This window comes from Halobaculum gomorrense, assembly GCF_900129775.1.
Classification (GTDB): domain Archaea; phylum Halobacteriota; class Halobacteria; order Halobacteriales; family Haloferacaceae; genus Halobaculum; species Halobaculum gomorrense.
On record NZ_FQWV01000002.1, the window covers coordinates 431,993 to 457,978 of the forward strand.

24 protein-coding genes are annotated in these 25,986 nt (G+C 69.0%); 19 read left to right on the plus strand and 5 right to left on the minus strand.

Going from position 1 to position 25,986, the window contains the following annotated elements; translation table 11 throughout:
• Positions 1-31 precede the first annotated feature (31 nt).
• Together BUE16_RS05730 and ribH are read right to left on the minus strand one after the other, a co-directional pair.
• The gene (locus tag BUE16_RS05730; protein ID WP_073307447.1) at positions 32-1,216 is read right to left on the minus strand and encodes a pyridoxal phosphate-dependent aminotransferase; all 1,185 of its coding nucleotides are present in this window, start codon (positions 1,214-1,216) and stop codon (positions 32-34) included.
• Positions 1,213-1,641 carry a 6,7-dimethyl-8-ribityllumazine synthase gene (gene ribH / locus BUE16_RS05735; RefSeq protein ID WP_073307448.1) on the minus strand — a complete coding sequence of 143 codons (429 nt, stop codon included), beginning with the start codon at positions 1,639-1,641 and terminating at the stop codon, positions 1,213-1,215. The genes BUE16_RS05730 and ribH overlap by 4 nt, the downstream gene beginning before the upstream one ends.
• 145 nt (positions 1,642-1,786) lie before the next feature.
• Between ribH and BUE16_RS05740 the strand changes: the two genes are divergently transcribed.
• The 16 genes from BUE16_RS05740 to BUE16_RS05815 all read left to right on the plus strand — a co-directional run bounded on the left by BUE16_RS05740 (position 1,787) and on the right by BUE16_RS05815 (position 19,106).
• Positions 1,787-3,721 carry a flippase activity-associated protein Agl23 gene (locus tag BUE16_RS05740; RefSeq protein ID WP_079991512.1) on the plus strand — a complete coding sequence of 645 codons (1,935 nt, stop codon included), beginning with the start codon at positions 1,787-1,789 and terminating at the stop codon, positions 3,719-3,721.
• 116 nt (positions 3,722-3,837) lie between these two features.
• Entirely contained in the window at positions 3,838-5,010 is a 1,173-nt protein-coding gene (locus BUE16_RS05745; RefSeq protein WP_073307449.1) for a 5-(carboxyamino)imidazole ribonucleotide synthase, read from the plus strand.
• Between the two features lie 69 nt (positions 5,011-5,079).
• Positions 5,080-5,703 carry a 5-(carboxyamino)imidazole ribonucleotide mutase gene (gene purE, locus BUE16_RS05750; RefSeq protein WP_073307450.1) on the plus strand — a complete coding sequence of 208 codons (624 nt, stop codon included), beginning with the start codon at positions 5,080-5,082 and terminating at the stop codon, positions 5,701-5,703.
• 159 nt (positions 5,704-5,862) lie between these two features.
• On the plus strand, positions 5,863-6,276 hold the full coding sequence (locus tag BUE16_RS05755; RefSeq protein WP_073307451.1) for an NADH-quinone oxidoreductase subunit A: 414 nt from the start codon (positions 5,863-5,865) through the stop codon (positions 6,274-6,276).
• 1 nt (position 6,277) lies between these two features.
• Positions 6,278-6,979 carry an NADH-quinone oxidoreductase subunit B gene (locus tag BUE16_RS05760; protein WP_073307452.1) on the plus strand — a complete coding sequence of 234 codons (702 nt, stop codon included), beginning with the start codon at positions 6,278-6,280 and terminating at the stop codon, positions 6,977-6,979.
• A gap of 2 nt (positions 6,980-6,981) precedes the next feature.
• Complete coding sequence (locus tag BUE16_RS05765) at positions 6,982-8,652, plus strand: NADH-quinone oxidoreductase subunit D (protein WP_073307453.1); 1,671 nt, start codon at positions 6,982-6,984, stop codon at positions 8,650-8,652.
• A complete protein-coding gene (locus tag BUE16_RS05770) occupies positions 8,649-9,725 on the plus strand; it encodes a complex I subunit 1/NuoH family protein (protein ID WP_073307454.1) in 1,077 nt (358 codons plus the stop codon). Before BUE16_RS05765 ends, BUE16_RS05770 begins: the two co-directional genes overlap by 4 nt.
• Before the next feature lie 2 nt (positions 9,726-9,727).
• Positions 9,728-10,189, plus strand: a complete 462-nt coding sequence (locus BUE16_RS05775) for a NuoI/complex I 23 kDa subunit family protein (protein WP_073307455.1) — start codon at positions 9,728-9,730, stop codon at positions 10,187-10,189.
• Between the two features lie 331 nt (positions 10,190-10,520).
• Positions 10,521-10,796, plus strand: a complete 276-nt coding sequence (locus tag BUE16_RS05780; protein WP_073307456.1) for an NADH-quinone oxidoreductase subunit J — start codon at positions 10,521-10,523, stop codon at positions 10,794-10,796.
• Positions 10,793-11,200: an NADH dehydrogenase gene (locus BUE16_RS05785; RefSeq protein WP_073307457.1), complete on the plus strand. Its 408-nt coding sequence runs from the start codon at positions 10,793-10,795 to the stop codon at positions 11,198-11,200. The genes BUE16_RS05780 and BUE16_RS05785 overlap by 4 nt, the downstream gene beginning before the upstream one ends.
• A complete protein-coding gene (gene nuoK / locus BUE16_RS05790) occupies positions 11,200-11,502 on the plus strand; it encodes an NADH-quinone oxidoreductase subunit NuoK (protein ID WP_073307458.1) in 303 nt (100 codons plus the stop codon). Before BUE16_RS05785 ends, nuoK begins: the two co-directional genes overlap by 1 nt.
• A 3-nt stretch (positions 11,503-11,505) precedes the next feature.
• Complete coding sequence (nuoL, locus tag BUE16_RS05795) at positions 11,506-13,557, plus strand: NADH-quinone oxidoreductase subunit L (RefSeq protein ID WP_073307460.1); 2,052 nt, start codon at positions 11,506-11,508, stop codon at positions 13,555-13,557.
• Positions 13,554-15,086, plus strand: a complete 1,533-nt coding sequence (locus BUE16_RS05800; RefSeq protein WP_073307462.1) for a complex I subunit 4 family protein — start codon at positions 13,554-13,556, stop codon at positions 15,084-15,086. Before nuoL ends, BUE16_RS05800 begins: the two co-directional genes overlap by 4 nt.
• Positions 15,086-16,594: an NADH-quinone oxidoreductase subunit N gene (locus BUE16_RS05805; RefSeq protein WP_073307464.1), complete on the plus strand. Its 1,509-nt coding sequence runs from the start codon at positions 15,086-15,088 to the stop codon at positions 16,592-16,594. Before BUE16_RS05800 ends, BUE16_RS05805 begins: the two co-directional genes overlap by 1 nt.
• 173 nt (positions 16,595-16,767) lie before the next feature.
• The gene (locus BUE16_RS05810) at positions 16,768-18,225 is read left to right on the plus strand and encodes a DHH family phosphoesterase (RefSeq protein WP_073307466.1); all 1,458 of its coding nucleotides are present in this window, start codon (positions 16,768-16,770) and stop codon (positions 18,223-18,225) included.
• Positions 18,226-18,275: 50 nt separating this feature from the next.
• Positions 18,276-19,106 carry a CBS pair associated ParBc domain-containing protein gene (locus BUE16_RS05815; protein ID WP_073307468.1) on the plus strand — a complete coding sequence of 277 codons (831 nt, stop codon included), beginning with the start codon at positions 18,276-18,278 and terminating at the stop codon, positions 19,104-19,106.
• 20 nt (positions 19,107-19,126) lie between these two features.
• Here the strand turns inward: BUE16_RS05815 and BUE16_RS05820 are convergent, their stop codons facing one another.
• From BUE16_RS05820 to BUE16_RS05830, 3 genes are all read right to left on the minus strand, one after another.
• Entirely contained in the window at positions 19,127-19,369 is a 243-nt protein-coding gene (locus BUE16_RS05820; RefSeq protein WP_073307470.1) for a DUF7543 family protein, read from the minus strand.
• A 129-nt stretch (positions 19,370-19,498) separates the two neighbouring features.
• On the minus strand, positions 19,499-20,878 hold the full coding sequence (locus BUE16_RS05825; RefSeq protein WP_073307472.1) for a S8 family serine peptidase: 1,380 nt from the start codon (positions 20,876-20,878) through the stop codon (positions 19,499-19,501).
• A gap of 96 nt (positions 20,879-20,974) precedes the next feature.
• The gene (locus BUE16_RS05830; protein ID WP_073307474.1) at positions 20,975-21,952 is read right to left on the minus strand and encodes an aldo/keto reductase; all 978 of its coding nucleotides are present in this window, start codon (positions 21,950-21,952) and stop codon (positions 20,975-20,977) included.
• A gap of 117 nt (positions 21,953-22,069) precedes the next feature.
• On the opposite strand from BUE16_RS05830, the gene BUE16_RS05835 reads away from it, so the two are divergent.
• The 3 genes from BUE16_RS05835 (at position 22,070) to BUE16_RS05840 (ending at position 25,970) form a co-directional block, all read left to right on the plus strand.
• Positions 22,070-23,728: an acyl-CoA synthetase gene (locus BUE16_RS05835; RefSeq protein ID WP_073307476.1), complete on the plus strand. Its 1,659-nt coding sequence runs from the start codon at positions 22,070-22,072 to the stop codon at positions 23,726-23,728.
• A gap of 384 nt (positions 23,729-24,112) precedes the next feature.
• Positions 24,113-24,277, plus strand: a complete 165-nt coding sequence (locus tag BUE16_RS16905; protein WP_200778380.1) for a hypothetical protein — start codon at positions 24,113-24,115, stop codon at positions 24,275-24,277.
• 127 nt (positions 24,278-24,404) lie between these two features.
• Positions 24,405-25,970, plus strand: coding sequence for a cryptochrome/photolyase family protein (locus tag BUE16_RS05840; protein WP_073307478.1), 1,566 nt, complete (start codon positions 24,405-24,407; stop codon positions 25,968-25,970).
• The last annotated feature ends 16 nt before the right edge of the window (positions 25,971-25,986 follow it).

A 25,986-nucleotide genomic window follows, 5' to 3' on the forward strand; every position in this document is an offset into this window, starting at 1 on the left:
AGTCGGCGTCGTCGTTTGGTCGGTCGCTCTCTCAGTCGTCGCCGAGGAGACCGGCGTCGAAGAGGCGCTGCATCCCCTCCTTGAGGCGCTCCTCGCTGGCGGCGTAGCTGATGCGGGCGTAGCCGGGCGCGCCGAACGCCGAGCCCGGAACCGTCGCGACGTGCGCCTCCTGGATCGCCTCCTCGGCCCAGGCGGAGTCGTCTTCGTCGACCGGTAGCATCATATAGAACGCGCCGTCGGGGACGGCCACGTCGACGCCGTGGCCGTCGAACAGCTTGACGAGCATGTCGCGGCGCGACTCGAAGGCCGCCCGCATCTCCTCGACCGAATCGTCGGTGTTCCGGAGCGCCTCGATGCCTGCGCGCTGGACGAAATTCGTCGCACACGAGACGGAGTGGCTGTGGAGCTTCCCCGCCTGCGAGACCAAGTCGCCCGTCGCGTGGAGGTAGCCCAGGCGCCACCCGGTCATCGAGTACGCCTTCGAGAAGCCGTTGATCGTCACCGTGCGGTCGGCCATGCCGTCGAGGCTCGCGAGGCTGGTCTGCTCGACGCCGTAGACGATCTCGTCGTAGATCTCGTCGGAGATGACGGCGAAGTCGTGCCCGACGGCGAGGTCGCGCACGCCCTCCAGCGCCTCCTCGGTGTAGACGGCGCCCGTCGGGTTCGACGGGGAGTTCACGATCAGCAGCTCCGTCTCCTCGGAGACCGTCGCCGCGAGGTCGTCGAGGCCGTCCGCGAGCGAGAAGTCGTGCGGCGCCAGGTCGACGCGCGCGAGGTCGCCGCCCGCGAGCTTCACCATCGCCTCGTAGGACACCCACGCCGGGTCCAGCAGGACGACCTCCTCGCCCTCGTCGACGAGCGTCTGGACCGTCTCGTACAGCGCCTGCTTGGCGCCGGGCGTGACGATCACGTCGTCGGCGTCGGCGTCGATGTCGTCGGCGCGGAGCTTCTCGGCGATCGCCGCCTTCAGCTCGGGGACGCCGTTCGAGGAGGTGTAGCCCGTGTGACCCGCGTCCATCGCGTCCTTGCCGGCCTCGACGACGTTCTCGGGCGTCGGGAAGTCGGGCGCGCCGACCGAGAGGTCGACCACGTCGTGCCCGGCCTCCTCCAGTTCGTTCGCGGCGTTCGAGATCGCCAGCGTCGCCGACGGCTCGACGCGATCGACGCGCGCGGCGAAGTCGTAGGCGAACTCGCCGTCGGCGCCCTGTCCGCTCATGCGGCCACCTCCGGCGCCGGCAGGCCCTCCGCGAGGTCGACGGCGGCGGTCGCCGCCTCGGCACCCTTCTCTGCGCGCTCGCGCGCCTCCGCGCCGCTTTGCCCCGGACCCGACACGCCGAAGGTGACGGGCGTGTCGCGGTCGAGGCTCACGTCGACGAGCTTCGTCGCGACGGCGTGGCCGATCACCTGGTCGTGGTCGGTGTCGCCGGAGACGATGGTGCCGACGACCGCGACGGCGTCGATGTCGTCGCGGCGGGCGAGCCGGTCGGCCGCCAGCGGCGCGTCGTACGCGCCGGGTACGTCGACGGTCTGGGCAACGGCGGCGCCGCGCTCGGCGACCGCCTCGCGGGCGGACTCCTCCATGGCCTCGGCGATGGACGCGTAGTAGCGCGCGACCACTAGGCCGAGTGTCGTCTCGGTCATTGTGCGAGTCGACGGCGGGCCCGCAGAAATGCGTACCGCTCCGGGCGGATGTGTCCGGGCCGTCAGTGGCGCGCTCGGAGCCGGCGGAATCTCCCGACGGGCAATTCCACAAGAGTTGTTACCGCCGGCGTGTGAGCGCTCGTCAATGAGTGACCCCGCCGGCGAGGCCGACGCCCCCGACGGGACCGCCGACGGCGACGAGGACGCTGCCAGCCCCATCGGGGGCCTTGAATCGCCGGTCGCCGCCCTCTGCGACCGCGTTGGCGACCCCGCGACCGCGGCGGTCGTTCTGATCGTCGTCGGCTCGCTGCTCCTTCGGACGGTCCAACTGGGCGGGCGGATATTCCACTGGGACGAGGGGCGGGTCGGCTACTGGATCCTCCGGTTCGACGCCACGGGCGAGTTCTTCTACCGCCCGATCATCCACGGGCCGTTCCTCCCGGTCGTCAACAACGTCCTCTTCGATTTCATCGGCGCGTCCGACTTCGCCGCGCGGCTCCCGGTCGCGGTCGTCGGGGGCCTGCTCCCGCTGGTCGCGCTGCTGTTGCGCCACCGGCTCCGCGGGCGCGAGCAGGTCGCGCTCGCGCTGTTGCTGGCGGTCGACCCGCTGCTCGTCTACTACGGCCGGTTCATGCGCGGCGACGTGCTCGTCGGCTCGTTCGCGCTCGGCGCGTTCGCGCTCGCCGTGTACGCTATCGACACGCGCCGGACGCTCCCGCTGTTCGGATCGGCGACCTTGCTCGCGCTGGGGTTCTCCGCCAAGGAGAACGCCCTCGTCTACCTTGCGTGCTTCCTCGGCGCCGGGTTCCTCCTCCTCGATCACCGGCTGGTGCGGACCGCGCGGCGGACCGGCTCGCCGCTGGACGCCGCGGTCGGCGAAGCCGTCGCGCTGCGGCACTTCCTCGACGACTGGACAGCGGGAGCGCGAACCAGACGACGGATAGCGGCGCTGGTCCGCGAGCGCGATCTCGGGGCGCCCTGGGCGCCCGAGGCGGGGTTCCTCGGCCACCTCGCGATCTGGATCCCGATCGGCGCCGCCGGGGTCGCCGCGACGTTCCTCGGCGTCGTCGCGTTCTTTTACGCCCCGCGCCCGGAGCTGTGGAACGCGTTGGGGCTGGGGAACCTCATGTCCGGGGCGCCGACCCCCGACGCGTCGGTCGGCTCCGTGTGGTACGAGGCGACGTGGGGCGCCGGCGAGAAGTTCTGGAGCACGTGGGCCTCCGGGACTCACTCCGGGCACCCGTACGTCCCGTACCTCTGGGACATCCTCGAGACGCTGGCGTACGGCTCCGGCGTGCTCGTCGTGCTCGCGCTCGTGGGCTTTTTCGCCGACGGCTACGGCGAGACGCGCGGCACTCGACCGCTCGTCGCGTACGCGACCTACTGGGGCGCAGCGTCGGCGGTCGGGTACCCCGTCGCGACGGACATTCAGGCGCCGTGGGCAGCGGTCCACATCGTGCTCCCGCTGGCGATCCCGGCGGCCGTGGGGCTCGCCGAGGTCGGCGACTCGCTGCGGGGCGGCTTCGCGAGCGGCGACGCGGTCACAGCGGCGCTCGCGGGACTGGTGATCGTCTCGGCCCTCGGGGGGGTCGTCGCTCCGAACGTCGACTACTGGAACTCGGCGTCGGCCGACGACAAGCAGGTGCTCCAGTGGGCGCAGCCGGAAAACGAATACAAGACGGCGCTTCGAGACGCTGCAGCCGTCGCCCGCGACAACGAGGGAACCGACGTGCTGTGGATCGGGACGAGCACGAGCAGGGGGACGCGGCTGTACGTCTCTGAGGAGGCCAGCGTCGACCGAATGCCCCCCGGCGGGCCCAGTTGGCACTCCCGGCTCCCGACGCCGTGGTACCTCGAACGCGCGGGTGCGAACGTCACGTCGTCGCCGCCGGAGGCCCGGTTCGACGGCCTTCCGTCGGCCGAGGAGATGCCCCCGGTCGTCATCGCGAAGCCGAGCGACGCGGAGGAGCTGGAGCCCCGCCTCGACGGCTACCAGTCGCGCGAGTACGCCTTCCGGCTGTGGACCGAGCGAATCGTCGTGTTCATCGACGAGGACGCGCTGGCCGACGCTCGCGAGTGAGGCAGTCGTCGCCTCCGCCGCTGCGTCGCCGGCGTCGCCGCGGCTGACGCCACGATCGTGCACACTTCCGGGTGGGTGAAGCAAGATTTATTCGCGGACCTGCCGAAGCCGCGGCCGTGAACCCGACCTGTCCCGGGCCGACGCTGGGCGTCGTCGGCGGGGGCCAACTCGGCCGCATGCTCGCTGAGGCCGCCTCGCCGCTCGGCGTCGACGTGGTCGTGCTCGACCCGACGCCGGCGTGTCCCGCCTCCAGGGTCGCCGAGCAGATCGAGGGACCGTTCGACGACCCTGACGCCGTCCGCGAGCTGGCCGAGCGCGCCGACGCGCTGACGCTGGAGATCGAACTCGCCGACCCCGACGTGCTGGAGGCGATCGGCGGGGAGTACGACGTGCCGGTGAACCCCTCGCCGGACGCGCTGGGGACGATCCAGGACAAGCTCGTTCAGACGCGGACGTTCGCCAACGCCGGCATCCCCGTTCCGGAGTTCGTCGCCGTGGCGGACGCCGGCGACCTCGCCGACGCCGTCGAGCGGTTCGACGGCTGCATGCTGAAGGCCCGCACTGGCGGCTACGACGGCCGCGGCAACGTTCCCGTCGAACCGGGAGACGACTACGAGGCGAAGCTGGCGGAGGTGGGCGCCGGCGAGGGCGGCGCGATGGCCGAGGAGCTGATCGACTTCGAGCGCGAGCTCTCCGTGGTCGCCGTCCGCGGCGACGGCGAGCGCCGCGCGTTCCCCGTCGTCGAGAACGTCCACCGCGAGGAGATCCTCCGCGAAACCGTCGCGCCCGCGCGGTGTTCCGAGGCCGTCGCCGAGCGCGCCCGCGAGGTCGCGCTCGACACGCTGGAGACGCTCGACGGGCGCGGCGTGTTCGCGATGGAACTGTTCGAGGAGTCCGACGGCACCGTATCCGTCAACGAGGTCGCCCCTCGTCCCCACAACTCCGGCCACTGGAGCATCGAGGGAGCCACGACCTCGCAGTTCGAACAGCACGTCCGCGCGGCCCTCGGGTGGCCGCTCGGGACCGCCGAGGCGCGCGCGCCGACCGTGATGGCGAACGTCCTCGGCGACGTGCCCGAACCGCGCCCCGCGTCGCTGTCGGGCGTCGGCGACGTGCTCGCGGCGCCGAACGCGAACCTCCACTGGTACGGCAAGCACGAGGCCCGCCCGCTGCGAAAGATGGGCCATCTGACGATCGTCGACGTCGACGCCTCGACAGACGACACGGCCGCCCGCGACGACCTGCTCGCCCGCGCCCGCGACCTGCGCGACGGGCTGACCTTCGAGTGACCGCTCGGCCACCCGCGCGACCACTCCGCCTCACCATCCCAACACACTCACCACCCCGACACACGCACCATGACAACCGTTCAGGACCTGATCGACCGACTCGAATCGGAGGCGAACAGCGACGCCGACCCCGACACGACGCCCGACGTGGGCGTGATCATGGGGTCGGACTCGGACCTCGACACCATGCAGGGCGCCTTCGACGCCCTCGACGGGCTCGGGTTCGCCGAGCAGACCGACTTCGACGACCCGCCGGCCGCGCGCTTCACCTACGAGTCGTACGTCGTCTCCGCGCACCGGACGCCCGAACTCATGTACGCCTACGGCGAGACCGCGAGCGACCGCGGGCTGGACGTGATCGTCGCCGGCGCGGGCGGCAAGTCGGCGGACCTGCCGAACATGACCGCGAGCATCGCCTACCCGATTCCCGTGATCGGTGTCCCGGTGCAGGAGAAGTCCGTCGACTCGGTGATCGGGATGCCCACGGGCGCGCCCATCGTCGCCGTCGACGCGGGGAAGTCGTTCAACGCGGCGCTGTCGGCGGCACAGATACTCGCGCGGGAGCACGACGAGGTGACGGAGGCGCTCGTCGAGTTCCACGAGGAGCAGCGGGCGGGCGTCGGCGACATCTCCGCGGCCCTTCACGACCGCGGGGTCGAGGGGTTCCGGGAGGCACGCGGACGCGAGCGGTAGTCGGGTCGGCCGACTCCCGACCCCCGCGCGGGGACGGGAGCCGCTCCTCGCGGCGACCCGATCCGCGTCGCCCCGAACCGGGCGGTACACGCGTGCACGCGTAAGTGAAGCACTTATCTGTGGGGGCGCCAAACCGACGTACGATACGGAGAACCCGGTATGAATGCATGGATAGCGATCGGCGCGTTGGCGGTGATGGGCGTGGGGATTCCGCTCGGCATGATGGCGGTGTCCGCGCTGCTTCGCCCCGGCGTGCCGGAACAGGGCAAAAGCGCCACCTACGAGTCCGGTGAGATCCCGACGGGGTCGGCGACGGGCATCCAGTTCAACATCCAGTACTACATGGTTGCGCTGCTGTTCGTCGTGTTCGACGTCGAGACCGTTCTGATCTTCCCGTGGGCGGTCATCTACCAGCCCGCGCTCGCGTCGGGCGTCGGACTGGCGACGGTGCTGCTCCCGATGCTGATCTTCATCGGGGTGCTCGTCGTCGGACTCGTGTGGGCGTGGCGACAGGGCGCCGTGAAGTGGGTCTCCAGCCCGCGTGCGGCGAGACAGAAGACGGAGCGTTCCTGATATGAGTAGCGACAACAGACCGTTCGTCACGGACGACAGCCAGGTACTGACCGACACCCGGGACGCCCGGATGACGGGCGAGGACAACCGCTTCAACTCGAAGCTGCGCGAGGCGTTCGGCTCCTCGCCGTTCATCCTCACCAAGTTCGACAAGTTCATGAACTGGGTGCGGGGCTCCTCGATGTTCATGCTGCAGTTCGGGATCGCCTGCTGCAGCATCGAGATGATGCACACCTACGCGGTCAAACACGACCTCGACCGCTTCGGTGCGGGTGTGCCGCGCGCGTCGCCGCGACAGGCCGACGTGATCATCGTCCCCGGGACGATCGTCTCGAAGTTCGCGCCGCGGATGAAGCGCGTGTACGACCAGATGCCCGAGCCGAAGTTCGTCATCGGCATGGGCTCGTGCACGATCTCCGGGGGCCCGTTCCAGGAGGGCTACAACGTGATCAAGGGTGCAGAGGAGGTCATCCCGGTCGACATCCACGTGCCCGGCTGCCCGCCGCGCCCCGAGGCGCTGGTGTACGGCGTCGCGAAGCTGCAGGAGCGCATCGCCAACGGCGAGTCCTCGCCGGTGACGGTGAAGCCGTACGAGCTGGAGCAGTTCGGCGACCTCGACCGCGACGAGATCGTCGACCAGCTCGCACAGGAGATCGACGAGGAGGACCTCGTCATGCGGTACAACTGGGCGGACTCCCCGTAACTATGAGTCTGGAAGAACCCGAGCCGGACGTTCCGGCCACCGTCGAGGAACAGTCCCCCGACGAGATCGCCGAGATGCTCAGCGATCACGTCATCGGCCGCGAGGAGCACCTGAACGCGCCGGGGTACGTCATCCGCCCGGACGCAGTGCAGGACGTGCTCTCGACGCTGAAGACCGAAGCGGGGTACGACCACCTCTCGTGTGTCACCGCCCAGGAGTACGAGGACCGCTACGAGTCCATCTACCACCTGAAGAAGTTCGACGACCCGACCCAGGAGGTCAGCGTCGTCGTCCCTGCCGACCGCGAGAACCCGGTCAGCGAGTCCGCCGATCCGGTCTTCCGGACGGCCGACTGGCACGAGCGCGAGGCGTACGACCTCGTCGGTATCGAGTACGACGACCACCCCGACCTGCGGCGCATCCTCCTGCCCGAGACCTGGCAGGGCCACCCGCTGGCGGCGGACTACGACCAGGACCGCCCGCAGGTCGTCCCGCTGCGCGAGAACGCCAACCCGCTGCAGGAGGACCAGCGCTCCGAGCAGGACACGGACACGATGTTTCTCAACATCGGTCCCCACCACCCCGCGACCCACGGCGTCTTGCACCTGAAGACGACGCTGGACGGCGAGCAGGTCGCGGACGTGGAGTCCGACATCGGCTACCTCCACCGCTGCGAGGAGCAGATCTGCCAGAACGGCACCTACCGCCACCAGATCATGCCGTACCCCGACCGCTGGGACTACATCTCGGCGGGCCTGCTCAACGAGTGGGCGTACGCGCGCGCGGCCGAGGACATGGCCGACATCGACGTGCCCGAGTACGCGCAGGTCATCCGGACCATGGGGGCGGAGCTGTGCCGGATCGCCGCGCACATGCTCGCGGTCGGGACGTTCGCGCTCGACGTGTACGGCGACTTCACCGCCATCTTCATGTACGCGATCCGGGACCGCGAGAAGGCCCAGAACATCCTGGAGGACCTGACGGGCCAGCGGCTCATGTTCAACTACTTCCGCCTCGGCGGGGTCGTCTGGGACCTGCCCGAGCCCCGCGAGGAGTTCTTCGAGAAGACCCGCGACTTCCTCGAGGACCTCCCGGAGGCGCTGGAGGAGTATCACGACCTCATCTCGGGCAACGAGATCCTCCAGATGCGCACCATCGACACGGGCGTGCTGCCGCCGGAGGTCGCCAAGAGCTACGGCGCGACCGGGCCGGTCGCCCGCGGCTCCGGCATCGACTACGACCTGCGCCGCGACGACCCGTACGGCTACTACGACGAGCTCGACTGGGACGTCGTCACCGAGGACGGCTGCGACAACTACAGCCGCCTGCTCGTTCGCCTCCGCGAGGTCGAGGAGTCCGCGAAGATCATCGAGCAGTGCATCGACCTGCTCGAGGACTGGCCCGAGGAAGACCGCACCATCCAGGCCAACGTGCCGCGGACGCTGAAGCCGGACGACGACGCGGAGATCTACAGCGCGGTCGAGGGCGCCAAGGGCGAACTCGGCATCTACATGCGCTCGGATGGGACGGACAAGCCCGCCCGGTTCAAGATCCGGTCGCCGTGCTTCTCGAACCTGCAGACGCTGCCCGAGATGGCGGAGGGCGAGTACGTGCCCGACCTCATCGCCGCGCTCGGCAGCCTGGACATCGTCCTCGGTGAGGTGGACAGATGACCGGGGCGGCCCCGCTCCAACAGGGGATGCTCCCCGACACGATCGCGAAGCTGCTGGGGCTGGGCGCGTTCGGGGTCGCCGGCGACGTGGTCGCCGCGCTGCTGGGGGCGTTCCTCGTCGCCAACTTCCTGCTCATCAACACGGCCTTCGCGGGCCCGTGGGCGAAGCGGAAGATCACGGCGGCGTTCACCGACCGGATCGCGGTCAACCGGATCGGGCCGTTCGGCCTGTTCGTCATCGTCGCCGACGCGGTCCGGCTCCTCTCGAAGGAGCTGGTAATCCCCGAGGGCGTCGACCGCCCCGCGTGGGACCTGGGTCCGATCCTCATCCCGTTCTCGGCGCTGCTCGGCTTCGCGGTCATTCCGATGGGTAGCGGCCTGCAGTTGGCCGACCCCGAGACGGGGCTGGCGTTCGCGTTCGCCGCCTCGTCGATCGCGTCGCTCGGCCTGATTATGATGGGGTACGCGTCGAACAACAAGTACAGCCTGCTCGGCGGCCTGCGTGCCGTCGCCTCCAACCTCGCCTACGAGATCCCGCTCGTCGTCACCGGCATCTCCGTCGTGCTGTTCACGGGGACGCTCCAGATGAGCGCGATCGTCGAGGCGCAGCAGGCGACGTTCGTCTCGGTGGCCGGGGTCGCGATCCCGCAGTGGTTCGCGTTCGTGAACCCGTTCGCGTTCGTGCTGTTCGTGCTCGCGAACGTCGCGGAGGTCGGCCGCAACCCGTTCGACATCCCGGAGGCGCCCACCGAGATCGTCGCCGGGTACCAGACGGAGTACTCCTCCGTCTACTTCGTGCTCATCTACCTCGGTGAGTTCATCCACATCTTCCTCGGCGGCGCCATCGCGGCAACGCTGTTCCTCGGTGGCCCGGCTGGGCCCGGCCCGGCGGCGCTGGGGATCGTCTGGTTCACGGCGAAGATCTGGGCGTTCTTCCTACTCACCCAGTGGCTCCGCTCTGCGGTGCCGCGACTTCGCGTCGACCAGTTCATCGAGATCGGCTGGAAGGGCATGCTGGTGCTCTCGTTTGCGAACCTCGTCCTCACCGCGGTGATCGTGGGGGTGCTCGCGTAACAATGATCGGAATACTGAAAGGAATGGCGACGACGATGAAGCACGCGCTGGACGGCAAGACGTTCACGGTGGAGTACCCGGACGTCGCGCCCGAGGTGAGCCCGCGGTTCCGCGGGGTCCACAAGTTCTCCCAGGAGCGGTGTATCTGGTGCCGCCAGTGCGAGAACGTCTGTCCCAACGATACGATCCAGATCGTGCAGGACGACCAGCGCAACGGCGAACAGTACAACCTCCACATCGGGCAGTGCATCTACTGCCGGCTGTGCGAGGAGGTGTGTCCGGTGGACGCCATCCTGCTGACGCAGAACTTCGAGTTCACCGCCGACACGAAAGACGAGTTCGTCTACAACAAAGAGCAGCTGAAGAACGTCCCCTGGTACAAGGGGATCGACCCGCTCAACTCGCGCAACCCCGACCGCAACGCGTGGGTCGGCGAGGGCGACGGCGAGATCGACTACCAGTAACGTACTCGACGTTCTTCGGGTTCTCCACCCCTTCGTTCTCGACCCGCGAGCCGCCAGTGCGTGTCGCGCTCGTCGTCGCCGTGGCTGCCGGCTCGCGAACACCCCCTCGCGCGGGCCGACGGCGGGTCGGGCGCGTCGACGCCGTGGGGCGTTCGGTCCGTCGGACACCTCGCCGGTCGTCCGATGTCGACTTGTCGACCCGCGTCTGGGCCGCCCGCGATCACATATAAAAGTGGATCGGCCGGAACCGGCGACTCGCACACGCACACCCACGCGTACGCGCAAACCGTTCTCGAAACCTTCAAACGGACTCCGGCGGGAGTGTCCCGTAATGGTTGTAGAGACTATCGCGTTCGCGCTGTTCGCCCTCGTCACTGTGGGGAGCAGTCTGGGCGTGGTGCTCGTGGAAGACGTGTGGCACTCCGCGCTCTTCCTCGGGGCCGCGCTCCTCAGCGTCGCGGTGCACTACGTGATGTTGCAGGCGGAGTTCCTGGCCGCCATGCAGATCCTCGTCTACGTGGGCGGGGTTCTGGTGTTGATCACGTTCGCCGTGATGCTGGTGCGCAGGGAGGGTGAACCGGAGGCAATGGAGGTGTTCGACGCGTGAGCGACGCCGACTCGGGGTCGCGTCCGCGGCTGAAGCTCGGGGGGCACTTAGCTCCGGGGCTGGCCGCGGTCGCGCTGTTCGGCGTCCTCGCGCTCGTGTTCCTGCGGGCCTCTTTCGGCGAGGCCGCGGGCTTCGAGCAGGGCGCGTCGATCACCGCCGCGATCGGCTACGCGATGTTCGACATCGACGCGGGCGCGGTACCCGGCGAGTCGATGCTCGTGGCCTTCGAGATTATCGACCTCGTGCTGGTCGCGGCGCTCGCGGGCGCGGTCATGCTCGCGCGCACCGGCGCCGGCGCCAGCGTCGTGACGGCGCTGACCGACGGGGGAAGAGACTCCGAGTCGGCCACGATCGCCGACTCGGTGCGTGAGCTTCGCGACACGCTCCGCGGGGGTGAGGAGTGATGGTGCCGCCGCAGTATTACCTTGTCCTCGCGGCCGCCGTGTTCTGTATCGGCGTGTTCGGCCTGCTCACGCGCAAGAACGCGCTGCTGTTCCTGATGTCGGTCGAACTCATGCTCAACGCCGCGAACATCAACCTCGTCGCATTCTCCTACTACTGGGGGAACGTGACGGGCCAGACGTTCGGGCTGTTCACGATGGCGCTCGCGGCCGCGGAGGTCGCGGTCGGCATCGGGATCATCCTCGTGCTGTACCGCAACTTCAAGGACGTGGACGTGACCGAAGCGGCGACGATGAGGTGGTAAGTTATGGCAGGAATCTTTGACTTCGCGCCGGCCATCGTACTGCTCCCGTTCCTCTCGTTCCTGATCGCGGTCGGGACCGCCCTCTCGGGGCGCGACCTGCTGCCGAAGGGCGGCGCCATCCCCGGCATCGCCGCGACCGGCGGGTCGCTGGTGCTGTCGGTCGCGATGGCGGCCGCCGTCGCAGGGGGCGAGGTGTACGACGAAACGATCTACGCGTGGGCCGCCGGGGCGGTCCCCGGCAGCGAGGGGCTCGAACTGACGTTCGGCGTCCTCATCGACCCGCTGTCGGCGATGATGCTCGTCATCGTGACGCTCATCGCGCTGCTGGTTCACGTGTTTTCTCTGGGGTACATGAACGACGACGGGCAGACCGGCCTTCCGCGCTACTACGCCGGCCTCGGGCTGTTCACCGCGTCCATGCTCGGGTTCGTCGTCGCCGACAACCTGCTCATGGCGTTCATGTTCTTCGAGCTGGTGGGGCTGTGCTCGTACCTCCTCATCGGCTTCCACTTCCGCGAGCCCGGCCCGCCGTCGGCCGCGAAGAAGGCGTTCCTCGTCACCCGCTTCGGTGACTACTTCTTCCTCGTCGGCGTCGTCGCCGTGTTCGCGACGTTCGGCACCGCCCAGTTCGTCGGCACCGAGTCGGCGCCGGGATTCCCGGTACTGGCCGAGCAGGCGCTCCACGGCGAGTTCACGGCGAACACGTTCCTCGGGCTCGGTCCCCAGGCGTGGTTCACCGTCGTCGGTCTGCTCGTGCTCGGCGGTGTAATCGGCAAGTCCGCGCAGTTCCCGCTGCACACGTGGCTGCCCGACGCGATGGAGGGTCCGACGCCGGTCTCGGCGCTCATCCACGCGGCGACGATGGTCGCGGCCGGCGTCTACCTCGTCGCGCGGATGTACGGCTTCTACGCCGTCTCGCCGACGGCGCTTGGCGTCATCGCGCTCGTCGGCGGCTTCACCGCGCTGTTCGCCGGGACGATGGGCGTCGTGAAGCGCGAACTGAAGCAGGTGCTCGCGTACTCGACCATCTCGCAGTACGGCTACATGATGCTCGCGCTCGGCGCGGGCGGCTACGTGGCCGCGACGTTCCACCTGCTCACCCACGCGTTCTTCAAGGCGCTGCTGTTCCTCGGCGCCGGGTCGGTCATCCTCGCGATGCACCACAACGAGAACATGTGGGACATGGGCGGGCTGAAGGACAAGATGCCCGTCACCTACTACTCGTTCCTCGCCGGGTCGCTGGCGCTGGCGGGAATTTTCCCGTTCGCCGGCTTCTGGTCGAAAGATGAGATCCTCTTCGAGACGCTCGTCCACGGGCTGGGCGGCTCGCCACTGCTGCTGCTGGGCTACGCGTTCGGCCTGCTGGCGGTGCCCGTCACCGCGTTCTACACGTTCCGGATGGTGTATCTCACCTTCCACGGTGAGCCTCGGACGGAACAGGCGGAGTCGCCGGAGCCGGTCCGCTGGAACGTGAAGGGGCCGCTCGCGGTGCTTGGCGTCCTCGCGACGGTCGCGGGCGCGGTCAACCTCGCGCCGGTGGCCGTCCTCACGGGCGCGCACGTAGACTTCCTCCACTCGTGGCTCGACGGCGGCTTCTCGGCGCTCACCGTCCACCACTACGAGGAGATCGACCCGTACGCGTCGGCCTACCTCGGCGGCGAGGTGACGACGGTCCTGCTCGGTGCCGCGGTGTCGCTCGGCCTCGCGCTGTTGGGTCTGGGACTCGCGTACCGGCTGTACGCGGTGCCGGAGCCGGTCGAGCACACGGACAAGCTCGGCTCGGTCAAGGGCCTGCTGTACGACAACTACTACCAAGACGAGTATCAGGTGTACCTCGCGAACCGGGTCGTCCTCCCGCTGGCCCGCGCCGCGGACACCTTCGACCAGGGCGTCATCGACGGCGCGGTCAACGCCGTCTCCAGCGTGAGCCTGTTTTCGGGCTCGCGGATCCGGCGTATCCAGACGGGCGTGGTGAGTAACTACGCGGCGCTCGTGACGCTGGGGCTGACGGCGCTGCTTGTCGTCTTCGGCGTTCTCGGGGGGTGGTTACTGTGATAATCGAAGCACTCATCGGAGTGACGTTCCTCGCCGCGCTGGTCGTCATGCTGGCGCCCGACGAGTACGCAGGCAAGCTCGCGTTCGCGCTGAGCCTCCTGCCGGTCGCCGGGAGCCTGTGGATGTGGGCCGGCTTCGACGCCGGCGGGAACGCGCTCATGGCCGGGAGCATCGCCTACCAGACGCAACTCGACTGGCTGACCGTCGCCGGCTACGACCTGCAGTGGTTCGTCGGCGTCGACGGGATCAGCCTCCCGCTGGTCGTCCTCTCGACGGTGCTGTCCTCGCTGGCGATCGTGTCGGCGTGGACGCCCATCGACACCCGACAGTCGCAGTTCTACGGGCTCATGCTGTTCATGGAGGCGAACCTCCTGGGCGTGTTCACCGCGCTCGACTTCTTTTTGTGGTTCGTCTTCTGGGAGGCCGTGCTGGTGCCGATGTACTTCCTCATCGGCGTGTGGGGCGGCCCGCGCCGGAAGTACGCCGCGATCAAGTTCTTCGTCTACACGAACATCGCCAGCCTCGTCATGTTCATCGGGTTCATGGCGCTGGTGTTCAACCTCCCCGTCAGCTCCTTTGGGCTGCCGGAGATAACGCAGGCGCTCCAGGCGGGCAAACTGTCCGGGTTCGTCGGGCTCGACCCGGCGACGCTGAAGCTCGCCGCCTTCACGGCCATGTTCGCGGGCTTCGCGGTCAAGGTGCCCATCGTCCCGTTCCACACGTGGCTGCCGGACGCCCACGTCGAGGCGCCCACGCCGGTGTCGGTGATGCTGGCGGGCGTCCTCCTGAAGATGGGGACGTACGCGCTGCTGCGCTTCAACTTCACCATGCTGCCTGATGTGGCGACCCGACCGCTCGTGGCGACGGTCATCGCGGCCGTCGCCGTCGTCTCGGTCATCTACGGCGCGATGCTCGCGCTGGCCCAGCAGGACCTCAAACGCATTGTCGCGTACTCCTCCGTCTCGTCGATGGGGTACGTCATCCTCGGCCTCATCGCCTACACGGGGCTGGGGATCGGCGGCGCGACGTTCCAGATGGTCGCCCACGGCCTCATCTCTGGGCTGATGTTCATGGCGGTCGGCGTCATCTACAACGTCACCCACACGCGCATGGTGGGCGACATGTCCGGGATGGCCGACCGGATGCCGGTCACGGTGGGAATCCTCGTCGCCGGCGCGTTCGGCTACATGGGCCTCCCGCTCATGGCCGGCTTCGCCGCCGAGTACTTCATCTTCCAAGGCGCGTTCGCCTCCACGGTGATCCCGTCGGCGCCGCTGTTCACCGCGGCGTCGATGTTCGGCATCGTCATCGTGGCGGGCTACCTGCTGTTCGCGATGCAGCGCACGCTGTTCGGGGAGTTTTCCCTCGAGACGGACTACGAGGTGCGCCGCGCGCACTTCCACGACGTGGCGCCGCTGGCGGTGCTGCTGCTGTGCACCATCGCGCTCGGCGTCGCACCCAACATCTTCTTCGAGATGATCACTGACGCGATCGAGCCGGTCGTCGCGGTCGTCGGGGGTGGTGCCTGATGGAGCCCGCGCTCTTGCAGGCCGATCAGCTCCCCACGTGGACCGCGCTCGCCCCGGTACTGGCGCTCGCGGTGACGGGCCTGCTGCTGCTCGTCATCGACAGCATCGACCCGAACGACACGCGGCCGACGCTGCTGGCCGGCGTCGGCACCGTCGGCGCGCTCGCCGCACTGGGCCTGGCCGGCTGGTTCCTCTCGGCCGGCACCGGGCAGCCGAGCACGAACGGCGCCATCACGCTCTACGGCGATGCGCTGATCGTCGATGGGATGACGCTGTTCTTCCAGGCGCTGTTCGCCTCCGTGACCGCGCTCGTCGTGGTCGCGAGCTACGACTACCTCCGCGGTCGCGCCTACCAGGCGGAGTTCTACGCGCTGATGCTGTTCGCGGCGACCGGGATGGCGCTGATGGCGGCCGCCAACTCGCTGGCCGTCGCGTTCGTCGCGCTCGAACTCGCATCGCTTCCGTCGTACGCCCTCGTCGCGTTCCTGAAGCGCGACACGGGCTCGGTTGAGGCGGGGCTGAAGTACTTCCTCATCGGCGCGCTGTCGTCGGCGGTGTTCGCCTTCGGCATCTCGCTGGTGTACGCCGCGACCGGCAGCCTCCTGCTGCCGGACGTGTACGAGGCGCTCGCGGGCGATCTCACGGGGCTCACCGGCGTCGCCGGCGTCGGCATCCTGATGGTCGCCGGCGGCTTCGCGTTCAAGACCGCCTCCGTCCCGTTCCACTTCTGGGCACCGGAGGCGTACGAGGGCGCGCCCGCGCCCGTCTCCGGGTTCCTCTCGTCGGCGTCGAAGGCAGCCGGCTTCGCGGTCGCGTTCCGCGTGTTCGTCACCGGCTTCCCGCTCGAGGCCGGCGTCGACTGGGTGCTCCTGTTCCAGGTGCTCGCGGTCGTCACGATGACGCTGGGTAACTTCGCCGCGGCGACCCAGGAGGAGGTCAAGCGAATGCTCGCGTACTCCTCGATCGGGCACGCTGGCTACGCGCTCATCGGGCTGGCCGCGTTCACGGGCGCCGCCGGCGGCGACGTGCTCGGCGCGTCGATGGCGCACCTGCTCGTGTACGGCTTCATGAACACCGGGGCGTTCCTGTTCGTCGCGCTGGCCGAGCACTGGGGCGTCGGTCGGACGTTCGACGACTACGCCGGCCTGGCGAGCAAGGCGCCGGTGGCGTCGGTCGCCATGTCGGTGTTCATGTTCTCGCTGGCGGGGCTGCCCCCGTTCGGCGGGTTCTTCTCGAAGTACTTCCTGTTCATGGGCGCCGTCGACGCCGGCTTCTGGTGGCTGGCGGCCGTCGGCGCGGTCAACAGCGCGCTGTCGCTGTTCTACTACAGCCGCGTCGTGAAGGCGCTGTGGCTCGACGACGCGGTCAGCGAGTTCGAGCTCGGGTCGACGCCGACGGCGCTGTACGCCGCGGTCGTGTTCGCGGCGCTCGCGACGGTTCTGTTGTTGCCCGGCTTCGGGCCGGTCATCGAGACGGCCCAGTCGGCCGCGGCGGCGATCGTCCCGTAACCCGGAGGCGCGTTTTCCGCCGGCGCGGTTCCGCCAGCACAACCCGCGATACCGTTCTGTTCTTGTCGTCTTCACCGGTGTCATCGTCGCCTCGCGCCCGATCGCGATCCGGGAGCCTCGCTCCGCCGGAGGACGGCAGGGTTTTCCCCGATCGGGACCGATTCGACCGTGTAATGCGTCGGCTGGTGCTCGGCTGTGGAACAGTCGGCAGCGATATCATCGAGGCGCTGACCGGCCGGACCGGCGACCTGCACGTGATCACCGACGACAGCGGTCGAGTGTCCGCGCTGCGCGACGAACACGTCGCGGCGCTGGAAGCCGACCCCCGCGACCCGGACAACTACCCCGATCACGCCAACCTCGTCGTCGTGGCGGGGGCGTCGGCGACGGCGAACCTCACGGTCGCCGACCGCGCGCGAGAGCGCTTCCCCGACGCGGCCCTCGTCGCGTACGCCGGCGACGACGCGACCGAGGCGGACCTCCGGGCGCTGCGCGAGCTGGCGGACCGCGTCATCGACCCGATCGGCGTCGTCGCCGACCGCGTGCTCGACGTGGCGACGGGTGCGACAGCAGAGCGCCTTCGCGGGCTCGTGCGGACGCTGCGCTCCGTCGAGGGGACGCTGGCGGTCGTCGCCCACGACAACCCGGACCCAGACGCGATCGCCTCGGCGATCGCGCTGGTTCGGATCGCCCGATTCGCCGGCACCGACGCCGAAGCGTGCTACTACGGCGACATCTCCCACCAGGAAAACCGCGCGCTCGTCAACCTCCTCGACATCGAGATGCGCCAGCTCGACCCGGACACGGACCCCCGCGAGGAGTTCGCCGGGTTCGCGCTCGTCGATCACTCGCGGCCGGGCGTCAACGACTCGCTCCCGGAGGAGATCGATCCGCTCGTCGTGATCGACCATCATCCGCCGCGCGAGCCCATTGACGCCGAGTTCCTCGACCTGCGCGACGACGTGGGCGCCACGTCGACGCTGCTGGTCGAGTACCTCGACCGCCTCGGGGTGACGCCGGACACGCAGGTGGCGACCGCGCTGCTGTACGGCATCCGGATCGACACCAAAGACTTCACGCGGGAGGTGAGCGAGGCGGACTTCGACGCCGCGGCGTCGCTGCTGTCGCACGCGGACGCGTCGGTGCTCGACCGGGTGGAGTCGCCGAGCTTCGACCCCGCGGTGCTGAACGTGCTCGCGCGCGCCATCGGGGCGCGTGAGCAGCGCGGCTCGGTCGTCGCCTCCTGCGTCGGGGAGATCGCCGACCGCGACGCGCTCGCACAGGCGGCCGAGCGACTGCTCGACATGGAGGGCGTCAACACGACTCTGGTGTACGGCTACCGCGACGGGGTGGTCTACGCGTCCGGCCGGACGCGCGGTACCGACCTCGACTTGGGTGAGACGCTTCGCGACGCGCTCGATCAGATCGGCTCCGCGGGCGGGCACGCCGACATGGCCGGCGCGCAAATCTCGCTGGGCATCCTCGGCGACGTGGGCGAGGACTCGAAGGAGTCGCTGACCGAAATCGTCCGCGACATCGTCGCCGGTCGGTTCTTCGAAACGCTCGAGGACGCTCCGGCGACACCCACCCGTTCGGCCGATCGAGCGGTCTCGTTCCCCGACGAGGGCTGATCGCCGCCGAGAGGAACGCTTACCTCGGCGCCGTCCGAACCGAGCGACGAATGAACGACGGCGCGAGCGAGCTGTCGGCGCCCGAAGTTAAGGGGTACATGACGCGCGAGGTGGCGACGGTGTCGCCCGACGACACGGTGCGCGAGGCCGTCGATCGGATCCTCGATAACAACCACAACGGTTTCCCCGTGACTGACGGACGCACCGTGGTGGGGTTCGTCTCCGCGCGCGATCTGCTGTCGGCCGACGAGGACGCCCCCCTGTTCACCGTCATGAGCGACGACATCATCGTCGCGCACCCGGAGATGGACGTCAACGATGCCGCGCGAGTGATCCTCCGATCGGGCATCCAGAAGCTCCCGGTCGTCGACGACGCGGGCAACCTCGTGGGCATCATCTCCAACACCGACGTGATCCGCTCGCAGATCGAGCGCGCGACCCCGGAGAAGGTGGGAAAGCTGATGCACACGCTCGAGGAGATCCACGGCGTCGCCACGAGCGAGGAGCGACGGGAGGTCCGCCTCGACGACCTTATCCCGACGCAGGCGCGGGTGTACGCCGACGAACTCGAAGGGCGGCGCTACGAACTCGAACGGGGACTCGCCGAGCCGCTCGTCGTCATCGACAACCCCAGCGCCAGCGGCGAGATCGAAGACGACGGCACGCTCGTGCTCGCCGACGGTCACCACCGAGTGATGGCGGCCCACCGGCTCGGGATCAAGGAGATGGACGCGTACGTCATCGCCATCGCCGACCACGTCGAACTCGGCATGGAGAAGACGGCGCGCAAGGAGGGCCTCCAGTCGATCACCGATATCGAGGTGGTCGACTACGCGCGCCACCCACTGGTCGAGACGACGAAGCGGTTTCAAGACGAGTAGGGATCGGTCGCTCGCCCCCGCTATCGGGATGACTCCTCGGACAGATCGAACGCCTCCTTCCAGTCCGTCACCAGTTCGTCCGCGCGCTCGCGGTCGCCGACCCGTTCGCGTCGGTAGCTGCGACCGTCGGGCGCCTGTTCGAGTCGGTCGAGCCGGACGACGTAGCTGCCGTCCGCGCGTTCGCGAACGCGCAGGGTCGCGTAGCCGTCCGCGCGTTCCCACTCGTCGTACCGCTCCGTGGTCTCGACCTCGCTCCATGGCATGGCCGTCCCTTCGGGTTCCCCCGTCGTCAACGCGGCGGTTACCGTTCGATCGGGACGCCCAGAACGGTCTCTCCGGTGCGGCGTGCGGTCCGTCGGAGCCGTGACGCGCCGCGAGTCGAACCGTGGCGGTCAGAGGGCGTCGACGATGTCGAGGAAGCCGGACCCGTAGTACGCCTTGTCGTAGCCGTCGGGAACCTCTGCGGCCTTCTTGAGCGCGCTCTCGGCTTGGTTCGCGTTGTAGTCGGGATTCGCGCTCTTCACCAGCGCGGCCGCGCCCGCGACGTTCGGTGCGGCCATCGACGTGCCGGCCTTCCAGCCGTACGTGTACTCGACGGACGCGATCCCGACGATGTCGCCGTCGGCGTCGGTCTCGTAGGTGGGGATCGCGAGGGTGTTGAACACGAGATCGAGGTACCACGGGACGCCGGTCCCGATGGCGTCGAGGTCGGCGTCGCCGCCGGGCGCCCCGAGGGTGATCGCATTGGTGCCGTAGTTCGTGTAGAACGCGGGGCTCTCGGGCGGGGCCGCGAAGTCGGTCGTCTCGCCGTCGGCGTCGGCGTCCCAGCCGAACCCGATCGGGCCGGTCGCTGCGACCGACACCGCCTGTGCGCCCTCGTTTGGCAGACTGATGAGGTTCTTGTCGTGCTGGAGGTCGGCGGCGTCGTTGCCCGCGGCGACCACGAGCAGTGTTCCCTCCCTGTTCGCGTACGTCATCACGCTGTTGAGCACCTTCCCGTAGAACGACCCGAGCCCCTGACGGGGGATCGGGTACGCGCCCAGCGAGAGGTTCGCCACGTCGGCGCCGATCGCTGCGCTGTAGACGACCGCCGCGAGGATATCCCCGAAGGACGCCAGCGCGTTCGGCGAGAACACCCGGCAGTCGACCAACTCCGTCTCGGGGGCGGTGCCGACCACCCCATCCCCGTTGTCGAGGGCGGCGACGATACCGGCGACGTGGGTGCCGTGATCACCGCCAGCGGGGACCGCGGCTCCGAGTCCGTCGCCCGTGAAGTTCCGCGAGAGCGACTCGTTCACCTTCAGGTCGGGGTGGCCGGCGGCGACGCCGGTATCGATGACCGTCACGCGGGTGCCCGCTCCCCGCGTCACCCCGTGTGCGTCCGGGACGTTCAGCGCCTGCTTGTCCCACTGGAGGGGATAATACGGCTCGTCTGTCGGACTCGCGGTCGACGACGGGGCGTTCACGTCCGCCTCGTCGACGGTCGGCGCTCCCGTGTTCACGTCCGGATCGTCCAGTTCGACCTCGATGTCGGCCGCGTAGCTCTTCACCGCCTTCGACCGCCTCATCTCGGACTCGCTCCCCTCCACGACCGCGAACTGCACGCCCGGCATCTCGTGGACCACGTCGAGATCCGAGGGCAGGCGCTTGCCGTTCGTCCCCACGATGAACCGATCGGTGCGCTCGGCCGCCGTGACCGTGCTTCCGGCGAAGACACCGCCCAGTACGCCACCGCTCAGCTTCAGGAACGTCCGTCGTCCGTGTCGGGACATACCACCCATTGAAGATTGATTTGATATAAAATTTCGTAAATGCTGCCTGGTATTCTGTTAATCACGCGCTAACCATAGCCGATACAACAGCCGGCGTCACTCGTGACCGGACACCCGGACCGGCTCGTACGGCTCCTCGAGGTACGCCATGTCCGACGACGACAGCGAGATGTCGAGCGCCTCGACCGCGTCCTCGAGGTGTTCGGCGCTCGTGGTCCCGACGATGGGGGCGTCGACGGCGTCCTGCTCGAACAGCCACGCGAGCGCGATCTGGGCCATCTTCACCCCTCGCTCGTCGGCCAGCTCTGCGACGCGGGCGTTGACTTCCTCGCCGCCCCCCTCCAGGTACGGATGCCGCCGGGCGTGCTCCTCGCTCTCACCGCGCGTCGTGGCGTCGAGCTCGTCGACCGGGCGGGCGAGCCACCCGCGCGCGAGCGGCGACCACGGGATCACGCCGACGCCCTCGCGCTCGCACAGCGGCAGCATCTCGCGCTCCTCCTCGCGGTACAGGAGGTTGTAGTGGTTCTGCATGGTGACGTACCGCTCCAGCCCGAGGTCGTCGGCCGTGTGCAGCGCGTCGGCGAACTGGTGGGCCCACATCGATGAGGCGCCGACGTAGCGCGCCTTGCGGTCGCGGACCGCCTCGTCGAGCGCCCGCACCGTCTGCTCGACGGGCGTGTCGTCGTCCCACCGGTGCGTCTGGTACAGGTCGACCGTCTCCATGCCGAGCCGGTCCAGCGAGTTGTCGAGTTCCTGCTGGATCGTCTTCCGGGAGAGGCCGCCCGAGTTCGGGTCGTCCTCGCGCATCTGGAAGTAGCCCTTCGTCGCGACGACGAACTCGTCGCGGTCGTACTCGGCGAGCGCGTCGCCGAGCACGCGCTCGGAGGCGCCGTCGGAGTACATGTTGGCGGTGTCGAAGAAGTTCACGCCGAGTTCGATCGCGCGGTCGACGAGTTCGGTCCCCGCCTCCTCGTCGAGGACCCACTCGCGCCAGTCGGGATCGCCGAAGCTCATGCAGCCCAGACAGATCCGCGAGACGGTCATTCCCGTGTCGCCGAGGGTTGTGTACTCCATGCGCGGGGGGTCGCCGGCGCGGGACAAAAATCCGAGTGTCGCCCCCCGCCGTGCCGGGGCCAGAAACGTTCCAACGCGACCCAAACGATTATTCCTCATAGTATCTACGGTCCGCGTATGCCGGTCGACTACGACACCGCCGTCGCCGACTTCGAGTGGGACATCCCCGACGACTACACCCTCCCCTCGGTCGTCGAGGGCCACGCGGAGGCGTTCGGCGAGCGCGTGGCCGTCACGTTCCTCGACGACGAAGGGGGACGCGCCGAGCGCACGTACTCGGCCATCCACGGCGACATGAACCGCTTCGCGAACGCCCTCGCGGAGCTGGGCGTCGGCGAGGGTGACCGCGTGATGCACCTCCTCCCGCGCCACCCGGACGTGTTCGCGATCCAGTTGGGCGTGCTCAAGCGGGGCGCGCTGGTCGTCCCGTGCTCGGAGATGCTCAAGCCGAAGGATCTGGCCTTCCGCGCGAACGACTGCGAGGCGACCACCGTCGTCGCCCACGAGTCGCTCGTCGACATGGTCGATCCCATCCTCGACGAGACGCCCGTCGACACCCTGATCGCGGTGGGCGGGGAGGGGCTCGACGGGTGGCACGCCTTCGACGACCTGCTGGAGGGCCAGGAGACCGAACACGACGGGCCCGACGTGGGCGCGCAGGACCCGATGAGCATCAACTACACCTCCGGCACCACCGGCCAGCCGAAGCCCGTGCTCCACAAGCACCGCTGGATGCGCGCGTTCGAGCTGGTGAACGCGCCGTACTGGTGGGGCGTCACCGCCGAGGGCACCGACGCGCCGGGGGTCGAGGACGACGAGGTCGATCTGGACGAAGAGCTGCTGTGGGCGACGACCGGCACCGGCTGGGCGAAGTGGTTCTGGTCGCCCGTCGGCGTCGGGATCACGACCGGCGCGCGCCAACTGCTGTACGAGGGCGAGTTCGACGCCGACGAGTTCCTCTCGGTGATGGAGCGCGAGGGCGTCACCCGCCTGTGCGCCGTCCCGACGCAGTACCGGATGTTCACGCAGACCGACCTGAGCCGGTACGATCTGGACCTCACGGAGGCGCTGTCGGCGGGCGAGCCGCTCAACCGCGAGCCGATCGAGGCGCTGCAAGACGCCTACGGCATCACCCCGCGCGACGGCTACGGCCAGACCGAGACGGTGTGTCTCGTCTCCAACTACCCCGGCATCGACGTGAAGGAGGGATCGATGGGAAAGCCCACGCCCGGCCTCGGAACTACGATCATCGACACGCAAGAGGAGACTGAGGTTGAGCCCGGCGAGATCGGCGAGATCGCGGTGCCCGTGGGCTGTCCGGGCATCTTCGAGCAGTACTACGAGAAGCCGAATCTGGACGACAAGACGTTCTCGGGCGACTACTATCGAACCGGGGATCTGGCCCGTGAGGACGAGGACGGCTACTTCTTCTTCGAGGGCCGCGCCGACGACATCATCCTCTCGGCGGGCTACCGAATCGGCCCGTTCGAGGTCGAGGACGCGCTCGTCTCCCACGAGGCCATCGCCGAGGCGGCCGCGGTCGGCTCCCCGCACGACGAGCGCGGCAACGTCGTGAAGGCGTACGTCGTCCTCGCCGACGGCTACGAGGGGAGCGACGAGCTGACCGACGAACTGCAAGAGTACATGAAAGAAGAGACGGCGCCGTACAAGTACCCGCGGCGGATCGAGTACGTCGACGAGCTCCCGAAGACCTCCTCCGGGAAGACGCGGCGGATCGAGCTCCGCGAGCGCGAACAGGAGAAGTTCGGCGAGTAACGCGACACGAGCGGGGCGGAGCCCCACTCGGCGCACCACTCGCCTCCGCGCTCGGCGCACCACTCGCTCGGGACTTATCCTGGACCGCTGAGCTGACGGAGGCATGGCAGCCGCGCCCTCCACCGACAGCGAGGACGGCTGTCCCGAGTGGGGCCACACCGACGCGGAGCTCGGAACCAGCTCCGCCACCGGCGGCGTTCACGAGACGCACAGCCTCTCGTGAGCCGATCGGAACCCAGGGAAGTCCGATGGCGGTCTAACCGCGCTGTTCGACATCCGGACCAACTCGTTCCGGGTGGTCTCGTGCACGAACTGCGGCTCTCGGAGCTGTACCGCGACACCGGCTCCGCAGGCAGCGACCTCGTGGACGTGTTCCGCGGGTAGATGGCCGGCGTCGGCATCGCCGTCGGGCTGTTCGTGCTGCTCGCGCTCGCGGCGCCGCTCGCGGTGTCCCTGCTGGTCCGCGAGGAGCGCGAGCGCGACGCCGCGACCGTCGCCGATCGCGAGACGGCCGAGCGGGCGACCCGGCGCGACACTCGCGAGCGCTGAGTCGGCCGGCGAGCGGACGGTGGATGGGAGATGCGACGCGGCCCCGCTGTGTCCCGCCGCAACGCCCTTGCGCCCGGCGGCCGTGGATCGGTTCGTCGCGCCCGGACCGGCCGGGCCCTCTCCACCCATGACCGTCTGGCTCCTCGGCGACCAACTCCACCCCGACGCCGCACCGCTGCAGTCCGACGACCACGTCCTCATGATCGAGGCGCACGGCTTCGCCGAGCGCATGCCGTACCACCCGCAGAAGCTCACGCTCGTGTTCTCGGCCATGCGCCACGCCCGCGACGCCCTCCGCGCGGACGGTTACGACGTGACGTACCTCGAAGCGGAGTCGTTCGGCGAGGGGCTCGACCGCTACTTCGAGGCGAATCCCGGCGACTCGCTGGTGCTCCAGCGCCCGGCGAGTCACGACGCCGGCGCGCGGCTGAAGGAACTGGTCGAGGCTCGCGGCGGCGACTGCACGCTCGTCGCCAACGACGGCTTCCTCACGACGCCGGACGACTGGGACGAGTGGGTCGCCTCGCGCGGCGGATCGTCCGCGGGCGACGGCGGCGGCACGTACCGACAGGAGCACTGGTACCGCCACGTCCGCCGGGAGACGGAGATCCTGATGGACGACGACGGCGACCCCGTGGGCGGCGAGTGGAACTACGACGACGAGAACCGCGAGACGCCGCCGGACGACTGGTCGCCCCCGCCGGTCCCCGAGTTCGACCCCGACGAGATCACCCGCGAGGTCCACGAGTTCGTCGTCGACCGCTACGGCGGCCACTGGGGGAACGCCGAGCTCGACGGGTTCGCGTGGCCCGTCACCCGCGAGGAGGCGCTGCACGCGCTGGCGCAGTTCGTCGAGGTCCGGCTCCCGGAGTTCGGCCCGTATCAGGACGCGATGGTCGAGGGAGAGTGGGCCCTGGATCACTCGCTGCTGTCGCCGGCGATCAACCTCGGACTGCTTCACCCCCGCGAGGCCGTCGAGGTGGTCGTCGACGCCTACCGCGACAGCGGCGGCTCCGACGGCGCCGACGGCGCGGACGGGGCCGTTCCGCTCAACTCCGTCGAGGGATTCGTCCGGCAGGTGATCGGCTGGCGGGAGTTCGTGCGCCACGTCTACCGCGAGTCGATGCCCGAGATGAGCGAGGCGAACCAGCTCGACCAGACCGAACCGCTCCCGGAGGCGTACTGGACCGGCGACACCGACATGGTCTGTCTCTCGGAGGCGGTCTCACACGTCCGCGACCGCGGCTACGCCCACCACATCGAGCGCCTGATGGTGCTCGCGAACTTCGCGCTCGTGTACGGCACGGACCCCCACGAGCTGAACCGCTGGTTCCATCTCGGGTTCGTCGACGCATTCCACTGGGTGACGACGCCGAATGTCGTCGCGATGGGGTCGTTCGCCACGGATGTGCTCTCCTCGAAACCGTACGCTTCCTCGGCGAACTACGTGAACGAGATGAGCGACTACTGCTCGGGGTGTCCGTACTCCCACACCAAGACCACCGGCGAGGGGGCCTGTCCGTTCAACGCGCTGTACTGGGACTTCCTGAAGCGCAACGAGGAGACCCTCCGCGGGACGGGACGAATGGGCCTGATGTACTCCCACGTCGACGGGAAAGACGACGAGGAGTGGGACGCGATCCGGAAGCGCGCCGACGCGATCCGGGAGCTGGGCGCCAACGGAACGCTGTAGCCGAAAGAGTGGCCGA

Bases quoted from the DNA above. Each gene is read 5' to 3' on its own strand.
- BUE16_RS05780 (WP_073307456.1), top strand. From the start codon at position 10,521: ATGGTTGTAGAGACTATCGCGTTCGCGCTGTTCGCCCTCGTCACTGTG.
- BUE16_RS05770 (WP_073307454.1), top strand. From the start codon at position 8,649: ATGACCGGGGCGGCCCCGCTCCAACAGGGGATGCTCCCCGACACGATC.
- BUE16_RS05775 (WP_073307455.1), top strand. From the start codon at position 9,728: ATGATCGGAATACTGAAAGGAATGGCGACGACGATGAAGCACGCGCTG.
- BUE16_RS16905 (WP_200778380.1), top strand. From the start codon at position 24,113: ATGGCCGGCGTCGGCATCGCCGTCGGGCTGTTCGTGCTGCTCGCGCTC.
- nuoL (WP_073307460.1), top strand. From the start codon at position 11,506: ATGGCAGGAATCTTTGACTTCGCGCCGGCCATCGTACTGCTCCCGTTC.
- BUE16_RS05740 (WP_079991512.1), top strand. From the start codon at position 1,787: ATGAGTGACCCCGCCGGCGAGGCCGACGCCCCCGACGGGACCGCCGAC.
- BUE16_RS05810 (WP_073307466.1), top strand. From the start codon at position 16,768: ATGCGTCGGCTGGTGCTCGGCTGTGGAACAGTCGGCAGCGATATCATC.
- BUE16_RS05815 (WP_073307468.1), top strand. From the start codon at position 18,276: ATGAACGACGGCGCGAGCGAGCTGTCGGCGCCCGAAGTTAAGGGGTAC.
- BUE16_RS05830 (WP_073307474.1), bottom strand. From the start codon at position 21,952: ATGGAGTACACAACCCTCGGCGACACGGGAATGACCGTCTCGCGGATC.
- BUE16_RS05730 (WP_073307447.1), bottom strand. From the start codon at position 1,216: ATGAGCGGACAGGGCGCCGACGGCGAGTTCGCCTACGACTTCGCCGCG.
- BUE16_RS05760 (WP_073307452.1), top strand. From the start codon at position 6,278: ATGAGTAGCGACAACAGACCGTTCGTCACGGACGACAGCCAGGTACTG.
- BUE16_RS05840 (WP_073307478.1), top strand. From the start codon at position 24,405: ATGACCGTCTGGCTCCTCGGCGACCAACTCCACCCCGACGCCGCACCG.
- purE (WP_073307450.1), top strand. From the start codon at position 5,080: ATGACAACCGTTCAGGACCTGATCGACCGACTCGAATCGGAGGCGAAC.
- BUE16_RS05805 (WP_073307464.1), top strand. From the start codon at position 15,086: ATGGAGCCCGCGCTCTTGCAGGCCGATCAGCTCCCCACGTGGACCGCG.
- ribH (WP_073307448.1), bottom strand. From the start codon at position 1,641: ATGACCGAGACGACACTCGGCCTAGTGGTCGCGCGCTACTACGCGTCC.
- BUE16_RS05755 (WP_073307451.1), top strand. From the start codon at position 5,863: ATGAATGCATGGATAGCGATCGGCGCGTTGGCGGTGATGGGCGTGGGG.
- nuoK (WP_073307458.1), top strand. From the start codon at position 11,200: ATGGTGCCGCCGCAGTATTACCTTGTCCTCGCGGCCGCCGTGTTCTGT.
- BUE16_RS05765 (WP_073307453.1), top strand. From the start codon at position 6,982: ATGAGTCTGGAAGAACCCGAGCCGGACGTTCCGGCCACCGTCGAGGAA.
- BUE16_RS05835 (WP_073307476.1), top strand. From the start codon at position 22,070: ATGCCGGTCGACTACGACACCGCCGTCGCCGACTTCGAGTGGGACATC.
- BUE16_RS05825 (WP_073307472.1), bottom strand. From the start codon at position 20,878: ATGTCCCGACACGGACGACGGACGTTCCTGAAGCTGAGCGGTGGCGTA.
- BUE16_RS05820 (WP_073307470.1), bottom strand. From the start codon at position 19,369: ATGCCATGGAGCGAGGTCGAGACCACGGAGCGGTACGACGAGTGGGAA.